This window comes from Novosphingobium organovorum (assembly GCF_022832435.1).
GTDB lineage: Bacteria > Pseudomonadota > Alphaproteobacteria > Sphingomonadales > Sphingomonadaceae > Novosphingobium > Novosphingobium organovorum.
On the sequence record NZ_JALHLF010000214.1, the window covers coordinates 1 to 2,564 of the forward strand.

At 70.1% G+C, this 2,564-nt stretch carries 3 protein-coding genes; all 3 read left to right on the forward strand.

Features of this window, described 5'->3' with window-relative positions; all coding sequences use genetic code 11:
* The coding region (gene kduI / locus MTR62_RS20710) for a 5-dehydro-4-deoxy-D-glucuronate isomerase (protein ID WP_244024514.1) at positions 1-786 on the forward strand (786 nt) is incomplete at its 5' end.
* 12 nt (positions 787-798) lie between these two features.
* A complete protein-coding gene (kduD, locus tag MTR62_RS20715; RefSeq protein ID WP_244024516.1) occupies positions 799-1,554 on the forward strand; it encodes a 2-dehydro-3-deoxy-D-gluconate 5-dehydrogenase KduD in 756 nt (251 codons plus the stop codon).
* Between the two features lie 24 nt (positions 1,555-1,578).
* The coding region (locus MTR62_RS20720) for a sugar kinase (protein WP_244024518.1) at positions 1,579-2,564 on the forward strand (986 nt) is incomplete at its 3' end.

Consider the following 2,564-nt stretch of genomic DNA (forward strand, 5'->3'; position numbering starts at 1 on the left):
TCGAACGAGGCGCTGCGCGATCGGTATCTGGTGACGGGGATGTTCGAGGCGGGTCAGGTGTGCCTGAACTACACGCACAACGAACGCTTCGTGATCGGCGGGGCGGTTCCGGGGGATGAGCCGCTGGCGCTGCCGGTGCAGAGCGCGCCGGCGAGCGCGGCGGGCCATCCCTTCCTCGAGCGCCGCGAGATGGCGGTGGTCAACATCGGCGGGCCGGGCGCGGTGACGGTCGACGGGCAGCGCTTTGCGATGCAGAACAAGGAATGCCTCTACGTCCCGATGGGCAGCGTGGAGGTCACCTTCGAAGGCGCGGGCGCGCGCTTCTACATCGCCTCGGTTCCCGCGCACAAAGCCTGCCCGATCAAGCACATCACGCTGGCCGAGGCCAACCCGCTCGAACGCGGGGACCTGGCCAATTCGAACCAGCGCACGATCTACCAGCTGGTCATTCCGGGGGTGTGCGAGAGCGCGCAGCTGCTGCTCGGCCTCACCGTGCTCGAGGAAGGCTCGGTGTGGAACACCATGCCCCCGCACCTCCACGACCGGCGCAGCGAGATCTACCTCTACTTCGACCTGCCCGAGGAGAACGACCGCATCTTCCACTACATGGGCGAGCCCGACGCGATGCGCCACATCGTCATCGCCAACGAGGAAGCGGTGATCAGCCCGCCCTGGTCGATCCACATGGGTTCGGGCACCAAGAAGTACGCGTTCATCTGGGCCATGGGGGGGGAGAACCTCGACTATACCGACATGAATGTGCTCGACATCTGCCAGCTCCAGTAAGGGACTGTCATCATGGCAATTTCCTTCAGCCTTGAAGGCAAGGGCGCGCTCGTCACGGGCGCCAACACGGGGATCGGGCAGGCGATTGCGGTGGCGCTGGCCGAAGCGGGCGCGCAGGTCGCGCTCGCCGGGCGCAGCGAACCGGCCGAGACGCTCGAACGCATCGCGGCAACGGGGCGCCGCGCGATCGACATCCGCGCCGACTTCGCCTCGATCGAACCGGTGAAGCGCGTCGTCGCCGAGGCCGAGGCGGGGCTGGGCCAGGTCGACATCCTCGTCAACAACGCCGGGATCATCCGGCGCGAGGACCTGCTCGCGTTCTCCGAGGAGGACTGGGACGCGGTGCTCGACACCAACCTCAAGACGCTGTTTTTCCTGAGCCAGGCCGCCGCGCGCGGGATGGCGGCGCGCGGGAGCGGCAAGATCGTCAACATCGCCTCGCTGCTCACCTTCCAGGGCGGCATCCGCGTGCCCAGCTACGCCGCGGCGAAGTCCGGCGTGGGCGGGGTGACCAAGGCCATGGCCAACGAACTGGCGCCGCTGGGCGTGCAGGTCAACGCCATCGCGCCCGGCTACATCGCCACCAACAACACCGCCGCGCTCCAGGCCGACCCGGCGCGTTCGCGCCAGATCCTCGAGCGCATTCCGGCGGGCCGCTGGGGCGATCCGGCGGACATCGCGGGCGCCGCGGTGTTCCTTGCCTCACCGGCCGCGAACTACGTTACCGGGCATGTGCTGGCGGTCGATGGCGGCTGGCTCGCCCGCTAGAGCGGTTTTCGAAGGGAACGCCGCATGAGCGGACACGTGGTGTGTTTTGGCGAGATGCTGCTGCGTCTCGCCACCCCCGGCCACCGGCTGATGGTCCAGTGCGACGCGCTCGATCTCGTCGTGGGCGGGGCCGAGGCCAATGTCGCGGCGGGGCTCGCCGCGCTCGGCCACGAAGCGCGGATGGTGACGCGGCTGCCCGACGGGCCGCTGGGCGACACTGCGCTCTCGGCGCTGGGCGCAGCGGGCGTGGTGACCACGCAGGTTGCGCGCGGGGCGGGGCGCATGGGGCTCTACTTCCTCGAAAGCGGGGCGGGGCTGCGGCCTTCGGCGATCACCTATGACCGCGCGGGTAGCCTGTTCAGCCAGAGCGCACCGGCCGACTTCGCGTTCGACGCGGCGCTCGAAGGCGCGCGGCTGCTGCACCTTTCGGGGATCACGCCCGCGCTGGGTCCGGGCGGCGTGGCGCTGGCCCGCGCGGCGGTGGCCGCCGCCGACAAGGCCAGCGTTCCGATCTGTTTTGACGGCAACTACCGCGCGCAATTGTGGCAGGCCTGGGACAGCGACCCGCGCGCGATCCTCACCGAACTGATGCAGGCGGCGACGATCATGATCGGCAACCACCGCGACATCGCGCTGCTGCTCGGCCAGCCCTTCTCGGGCGAAGGCCCCGAGCGGCGGCGCGAGGCGGCCGAGGCGATGTTCGCGGCCTATCCCCGGCTGCAACTGATCGCCTCGAGCGCGCGCGAGGTGGTGAGCGCGCAGCACCACCGCATCGCCGCGCGGGTCGACACGCGCCAGGGCGCGCACCAGACCGACGCGCTCGACGTGACCGGCATCGTCGATCGCATCGGCACCGGCGACGCGCTCGCCTCCGGGGTCCTCCACGGCTGGCTGGAAGGGGCCGACCGCGCGCAGATGGCCAAGGCCGGCCTTGCCTACACCGTCCTCAAACACACCCAGCCCGGCGACATGCCCCGCATCCCCAGACGCGAACTCGACGCCTTCGCGCC